Origin of the sequence: Mycobacterium sp. 1274756.6 (genome assembly GCF_001668625.1) — a bacterium.
Taxonomy (GTDB): Bacteria; Actinomycetota; Actinomycetes; order Mycobacteriales; family Mycobacteriaceae; genus Mycobacterium.
The window spans coordinates 26,168-32,325 of record NZ_LZLJ01000029.1 but is presented as its reverse complement, the minus strand read 5'-3'; the positions used below and the strand labels follow the sequence as shown (position 1 = coordinate 32,325).

Annotated in this window: 7 protein-coding genes; 3 read left to right on the top strand and 4 right to left on the bottom strand. The window is 71.3% G+C overall.

The window, feature by feature from the left end; all coding sequences use genetic code 11:
• Positions 1–86: 86 nt before the first annotated feature.
• The 4 genes from A5643_RS04065 to A5643_RS18910 all read right to left on the bottom strand — a co-directional run bounded on the left by A5643_RS04065 (position 87) and on the right by A5643_RS18910 (position 3,413).
• Complete coding sequence (locus A5643_RS04065) at positions 87–821, bottom strand: sirohydrochlorin chelatase (protein ID WP_066852214.1); 735 nt, start codon at positions 819–821, stop codon at positions 87–89.
• Positions 800–1,519 (bottom strand): phosphoadenylyl-sulfate reductase, encoded by a 720-nt coding sequence (locus A5643_RS04060; protein WP_066852212.1) that lies wholly within the window; start codon positions 1,517–1,519, stop codon positions 800–802. The genes A5643_RS04065 and A5643_RS04060 overlap by 22 nt, the downstream gene beginning before the upstream one ends.
• Positions 1,516–3,201: a nitrite/sulfite reductase gene (locus tag A5643_RS04055; RefSeq protein ID WP_066852210.1), complete on the bottom strand. Its 1,686-nt coding sequence runs from the start codon at positions 3,199–3,201 to the stop codon at positions 1,516–1,518. Before A5643_RS04055 ends, A5643_RS04060 begins: the two co-directional genes overlap by 4 nt.
• Positions 3,202–3,308: 107 nt before the next feature.
• The gene (locus tag A5643_RS18910; protein ID WP_353612558.1) at positions 3,309–3,413 is read right to left on the bottom strand and encodes an Ms4527A family Cys-rich leader peptide; all 105 of its coding nucleotides are present in this window, start codon (positions 3,411–3,413) and stop codon (positions 3,309–3,311) included.
• 139 nt (positions 3,414–3,552) lie between these two features.
• On the opposite strand from A5643_RS18910, the gene hemW reads away from it, so the two are divergent.
• The 3 genes from hemW (at position 3,553) to A5643_RS04040 (ending at position 6,148) form a co-directional block, all read left to right on the top strand.
• Complete coding sequence (gene hemW / locus A5643_RS04050; RefSeq protein WP_066852208.1) at positions 3,553–4,725, top strand: radical SAM family heme chaperone HemW; 1,173 nt, start codon at positions 3,553–3,555, stop codon at positions 4,723–4,725.
• A gap of 38 nt (positions 4,726–4,763) precedes the next feature.
• Entirely contained in the window at positions 4,764–5,576 is an 813-nt protein-coding gene (locus A5643_RS04045; protein ID WP_066852206.1) for an enoyl-CoA hydratase/isomerase family protein, read from the top strand.
• A 77-nt stretch (positions 5,577–5,653) separates the two neighbouring features.
• Positions 5,654–6,148 (top strand): MTB12 family secreted protein, encoded by a 495-nt coding sequence (locus tag A5643_RS04040; protein WP_066852204.1) that lies wholly within the window; start codon positions 5,654–5,656, stop codon positions 6,146–6,148.
• Positions 6,149–6,158 lie beyond the last annotated feature (10 nt).

Below are 6,158 nucleotides of genomic sequence, written 5' to 3'. Positions count from 1 at the left end.
CCACTTCACAACCGGAGGCCCTCACCTGTCAGGGCGACTCACCGCCAACGGGCGGGACAACCTCTCCGGACATCACACCTAGCGGCTCAGGCGGCGACCACGTCGGCCAGCGCGTCCTCGATCCGGTCGAGCACGGCGGCGGCCACCAGCCGGTGCGCCCCCAGCGGTTCGGCCATCACCATCCCGGCGTCGCGGGCGTAGCCGGCGACCCGGTCGGTGAGGCGCCCGTGCGCCAGAAACCACGGGGCGACGGCGATGCGGGTGGCCCCGCGCTGCCGCAGCCGCTCGGTGGCCTCCGCCAGCGACGGTTGCGCCCCGGTGGCGAAACAGACCTCGGCGCCGGCCCACCGGGTGCCGCGGGCGAGCATCGCGGCGACCCGCGCGGCGCGTGCGTTCGCCTCCGGCTTCGAGGAGCCGACGGCGGCCACCAGCACCCCCAGGCCGGCGTCGAACCGGGACACGCCGACCGCGCCCAGCCGCTGCCGCATCACCTGCACGAGACGCTCGTCCTCGCCGAGCACCGCGGCCTGGCGCACCGCCACGCCGGCCTCCCCGATGAGGGCGGGGATGTCGATGCGGGCATGGTAGGCCGCGGCCAGCAGCAGCGGTGCGACGACGACCTCGCCGCGCGGATCGGGCAGGTCGTGCAGCGCATCCGCCAGGTTGGGGGTGTTCTGCTCGCAAAACGCCACCCGCACATCGAGTTCCGGGGCCACCCGGCGCAGATGGCCGGCGATCGCCCGGGTGTTGGCCGGCGAGCGCGGGTCCGCGCTGCCGTGCGCGGTCAGGATGACGGTGGTCACGAGGCGTGCAGCCCGCACTCGATCTTGGCGCTGCCCTGCCAGCGGCCGCTGCGCGGGTCGGCGCCCTCGGCCGGTTTGGCGGTGCACGGGGCGCATCCGATCGACGGATAGCCCTCCTCGACCAGCGGGTTGACCAGCACATTGTGCTCGTCGATGTAGGCGGCGACGTCCTCGTCGCTCCACGCGGCGAGCGGGTTGACCTTCACCAGCTTGAACTGTTCGTCGAAGCTGATCAGCGGCGCGTTGGCCCGGGTGGGGGCCTCCACCCGCCGGATCCCGGTCACCCAGGCGCCGAATCCGCGCAGCGCCTTGGTCAACGGCTCGACCTTGCGCAGCCGGCAGCATTCCCCGGGGTTGCGGGCGAACAGGTCCTTGCCCAGGGCGGCGTCCTGCTCGGCCACGGTCTGCTCGGGCGTGACGTTGAGGATCCGCACGTCGTAGACCGCCTCGACCGCGTCGCGGGTGCCCAGCGTCTCGGCGAAGTGATACCCGGTGTCCAAGAACAACACCGGAACCCCGGGGCGCACCTTGGCGGCCAGATCCACCAGCACCGCGTCGGCCATGTTGGAGGCCACCACATAGTCGCAGGCGGCGCCGTTGCGCCCGGCGAAATGCGCATCGGTCCACCGCAGCAGCTCCGCCGCGTCGGCGCCGTCGAGCTCGGCGGCGCCGCGCGCTGCCAGCTCGCGCAGCTGCTCCTCGCTGCGGGCGCTCATCGCAGGTCGTCCTCGTCGGCGCGGACCACCCACTGCGCGAACCGTTCCCCGTCGTTGCGCTGCTTGATGAAGGTGCGCACCAGCCGCTCGATGTAATCGCCGAGCTCGGTGTCGGCCACCTTGTGCTGGCGCAGCTTGCGCCCGAAGCCGCTGTCGGCGCCGAGGCTGCCGCCGAGGTGCACCTGGAAACCGGGCACCGGGTTGCCCTGACCGTCGTCGATCATCTGGCCCTTGAACCCGATGTCGGCCACCTGGACCCGGGCGCACGAGTTGGGGCAGCCGTTGATGTTGACCGTGATCGGCACATCGAGCAGCGCGTTGAGATCCGCCAGACGATCCTCCAGCTCCGGCACCAGGCCCTGGGAACGCACCCGGGTCTCCACGAACGACAGCTTGCAGAACTCCAGGCCGGTGCAGGCCATCAGGTTTCGCCGCCACGGGGACGGGTTGGCGGGCAGCCCGAGCGCCTCGAGGTCGGCGAGCAGACCGTCGAGCTTGTCGTCGGGCACGTCGAGGATGATCAGCTTCTGGTACGGCGTGAACCGGGCCCGGTCGGAGCCGACCTGCTCCATCAACTCCGCCACCCGGGTCAAGATGGTGCCCGACACCCGCCCGGAGACCGGCGCGACACCGACCGCGTTGCGGCCGTTCTTCATCCGCTGCACCCCGACGTGGTCGATCGGGGCGGTCGGCTGAGCCGGTGCGGGGCCGTCGATCAGCTTGCGGCCCAGAAACTCCGTCTCGAGCACGTCGCGGAATTTCTCCACACCCCAGTCCTTGACCAGGAATTTCAGCCGGGCCTTGGACCGCAGTCGCCGATAGCCGTAGTCGCGGAACAGTCGGGTGACGGCCTCCCACACGTCGGGAACCTCATCGAGCGGCACCCAGGCGCCGAGCCGCTGGGCCAACATCGGGTTGGTGGAGAGCCCGCCACCGACCCACAGGTCCAGTCCGGGTCCGTGCTCGGGGTGGTTGACACCGATGAACGAGATGTCGTTGACCTCGTGCGCGACGTCCTGCAGGCCCGAGATCGCCGTCTTGTACTTGCGGGGCAGGTTGGCGTACTCCGGGTTGTCGATGTAGCGGCGCACGATCTCATCGAGCGCCGGCGACGGGTCGAGCACCTCGTCGAGGGACTCGCCGGCCAGCGGCGAGCCGAGCATGCCGCGCGGGCAGTCGCCGCACGCCTCGGTGGTCTGCAGGCCCACCGCGGCCAGCCGGTCCCAGATCTCCGGAACGTCCTCGATCTCGATCCAGTGGTACTGCAGGTTCATCCGGTCGGAGATGTCGGCGGTGTCACGGGCGAACTCGGTGGAGATCTCGCCCAGCGTGCGCACCGCCTGCGCCGACATCGCCTTGCCGTCGCAGCGGACCCGCATCATGAAATACGGGGCTTCCAGCAGGTCGGCGTTCTCGTCGCCGGTCCAGGTGCCGTCGTAGCCCTGGGCGCGCTGGGTGTACAGCCCCATCCAGCGGAACCGGCCGCGCAGGTCGGTCTTGTCGATGGAGTCGAAGCCCTGCTTGGAGTAGGTGTCGAGGATGCGGGCGCGCACGTTCAGCGCGGGGTCGTCGCGTTTGAGTTCCTCGTTGGGGTTGAGCGGGTCGACGCTGCCGAGTGCCCACTGACCCTCGTCGCGGGTCTTGGTGGGCCGGGCCTTGCGGGGTTTTTCTGCGGTGGTCATCGGTCTCCTCGGGGACAGGAGCCGGCTGGGATCGCGCAGGTCAGCGCTGGCTGCCCGGTCGCGCAGATCCGGCGGCCAGCTGGGTAACAGTGGGCGGGTCTACGACGTCAAGGCAGACAACAACAGCTGCAGACGCGTTTGAAGTCGACGTGCCGGCGTGCCACCAGGGCTACATCAAACGAAGGGTGGGGCGCGACGGTCACGTTCGTCATTGTGCCATGCCGCAGCAAAAACCTTCTAACCGGGCCGGAATTCTGCTCACGGTGAGTAAAACTCCGCCCACGGAGCAGCCGTGCCGGGCGGGGTGCGCGCGCGCCGGCGCCACCGCCGGACGTGGGAGGATCGGGTGCCATGACGGTTCGCCCCGAACTGCGCGACCTGCCGGAGCCACGGCTGCGTCCCGACACCCCGCTCGGGCTGTACCTGCATGTGCCGTTCTGTCTGACCCGCTGCGGCTACTGCGACTTCAACACCTACACCCCGGCCGAACTCGGCGGGGTGAACCCCGACGCCTGGCTGGCCGCCCTGGCCACCGAACTGCAGTGGGCGGGCGCCCTGCTGGACCGCCCGACGGTGGACACGGTGTTCGTCGGCGGCGGCACCCCGTCGCTGCTCGGCGGTGACCGGATGCGGGTCATGCTCGACGCCGTGCGGGCCGCCTTCCCGCTGGCCGGCGACGCGGAGGTGACCACCGAGGCCAACCCGGAGTCCACCTCCCCGGAGTTCTTCGCAACCCTGCGCGCGGCCGGCTACACCCGGATCTCGCTGGGCATGCAGTCGGTGGCGCCGCGGGTGCTGGCGGTGCTCGACCGGGTGCACTCGCCGGGCCGGGCCGCCGCGGCCGCCGGGGAGGCGCGTGCCGCCGGGTTCGACCATGTCAGCCTGGATTTGATCTACGGCACGCCGGGGGAGACTGACGAGGACCTGCTCGCCTCGGTGGAGACCGCGATCGAAGCCGAGGTCGACCACGTGTCGGCCTACGGGCTGATCGTCGAGGAAGGCACCGCGCTGGCCCGCCGGATCCGGCGCGGTGAGCTGCCCGCCCCCGACGACGATGTGCTCGCCGCACGCTACGAGCTGGTCGACGCCCGGCTCGGGGCCGCCGGATACGGCTGGTACGAGGTGTCGAACTGGGCCCGGCCGGGCGGTGAGTGCCGGCACAACCTGGGCTACTGGGACGGCGGGCAGTGGTGGGGCGCGGGCCCGGGTGCGCACGGATTCGTCGGCGACGTGCGGTGGTGGAACGTCAAGCACCCCAACGCCTATGCGCAGGCCATCGCCGACGGGCGGCTGCCGGTCGGCGGGTTCGAAACCCTCACCGACGAGGCCCGGCACACCGAGGAGGTGATGTTGGGGCTGCGGCTGCGCCGCGGGCTGGACCGCGAGCGTCTCGACGCCGCCGAACGGGCCCGGGCCGACACGGCGGTGGCCGCCGGGCTGCTGGTCACCGAAGGACCGCGCCTGGTGCTCACCCCGCGCGGCCGGCTGCTGGCCGACGGGCTGGTCCGCGACCTGCTCGGCTAACCCCGAACAGGCCCCGGCCGGTGTTTTAGGGTGATCGGGTGGGGTTCTCCGACTACCGACAATTGACGTTCGCCCGACGCGACAACGGCGTCCTGCTGATCACGATGAACCGTCCGGAGAAGTACAACGCCGCCGACGAGGAACTGCACGGTGAGCTGGCCCGGGTCTGGACCGAGGTGGCCGCCGACGCCGACACCCGGGTCGCGGTGATCACCGGTGCGGGCAAGGCGTTCTCCGCCGGCGGCGATTTGGCGATGGTGGAGCGGATGGCCGGCGACTACGAGCGGGTCTCGCACATGCTCACCGAGATGGGCGAGTTGGTCTACAACATGGTCAACTGCGACAAACCGATCGTCTCGGCGATCAACGGCGTCGCCGTCGGGGCGGGCACGGTGGTGGCCCTGCTCGCCGACATCGCCATCGCCGCCGAGGACGCCAAGATCGGCGACGGCCACGTCAAGCTCGGGGTGGCCGCCGGCGACCACGCCGCGATCATCTGGCCGCTGCTGGCCGGCATGGCCAAAGCCCGCTACTACCTGCTCACCGGCGAGATGATCACCGGCACCGAGGCCGAGCGCGCCGGCATGGTGGCCAAGGCGCTGCCCCGCGACGAGGTCCTCGACGAGGCGTTGCGCATCGCCGACGCCCTCGGCTCCGGCGCGCAGCAGGCGATCCGGCTGACCAAACGCGCCCTCAACGGCTGGCTGCGCACCGCCGGACCAATCTTCGAACAGTCCGCCGCCTACGAGATGCTGACCTTCATGGGACCCGACGTGGTCGAGGGCTACACGGCGCTGCGGGAGAAGCGTCCACCCCGGTTCCCCTCGGCCGGCCCGACCGGCGCGCTGTAACGCCGCGGGCGGTCCGCGCGACATCAGCAGTGTCGGCCGGCAATCCCACCGCCGGCACGCCAGCGAAAGGACCCAACGTGACCGTGAAATCGCTTGCCACCGGTGCCGCCGCCGTCGCCGCGCTCGGAGCCGCCGCCCTGGGGGTCACCGGCGTCGTCGGCGCCGCGCCCGCCGCGCAGATTCAGCTGACCACCGTCGGTGCGCCGCTGCCGTTGGAGCCCGCGGTGTCGCTGCCGACCGCGGACCAGCTGACCGGGGTGCTGACCAGCCTCGCCGACCCGGCGGTGCCGTTCGCCAACAAGAGCAACCTGATCGAAGGCGGCATCGGAGGCGTCGAGAGCACGGTGGCCGATCGCAAGCTGCAGAAGGCGGCCCGCAAGGGGCAGCTGCCGCTGTCGTTCAGTGTGGCCAACATCGTGCCGGCCGGCCCGGGGACGGCGGCCGCCGACGTGACGGTCTCGGGCCCGAAGATGGCGGCCCGCACCATGAACCTCACCTTCGTCAACCAAGGTGGGTGGGAGCTGTCCCGGTCGTCGGCCACGCAGCTGATCCAGGCGGCCTCGGCGCTCTGAGCCGGCCCGC

Excerpts from the sequence above, each read along its gene's own strand:
- A5643_RS04060 (WP_066852212.1), bottom strand. The coding sequence starts at position 1,519 with ATGAGCGCCCGCAGCGAGGAGCAGCTGCGCGAGCTGGCAGCGCGCGGC.
- A5643_RS04055 (WP_066852210.1), bottom strand. The coding sequence starts at position 3,201 with ATGACCACCGCAGAAAAACCCCGCAAGGCCCGGCCCACCAAGACCCGC.
- A5643_RS18910 (WP_353612558.1), bottom strand. The coding sequence starts at position 3,413 with ATGACGAACGTGACCGTCGCGCCCCACCCTTCGTTTGATGTAGCCCTG.
- hemW (WP_066852208.1), top strand. The coding sequence starts at position 3,553 with ATGACGGTTCGCCCCGAACTGCGCGACCTGCCGGAGCCACGGCTGCGT.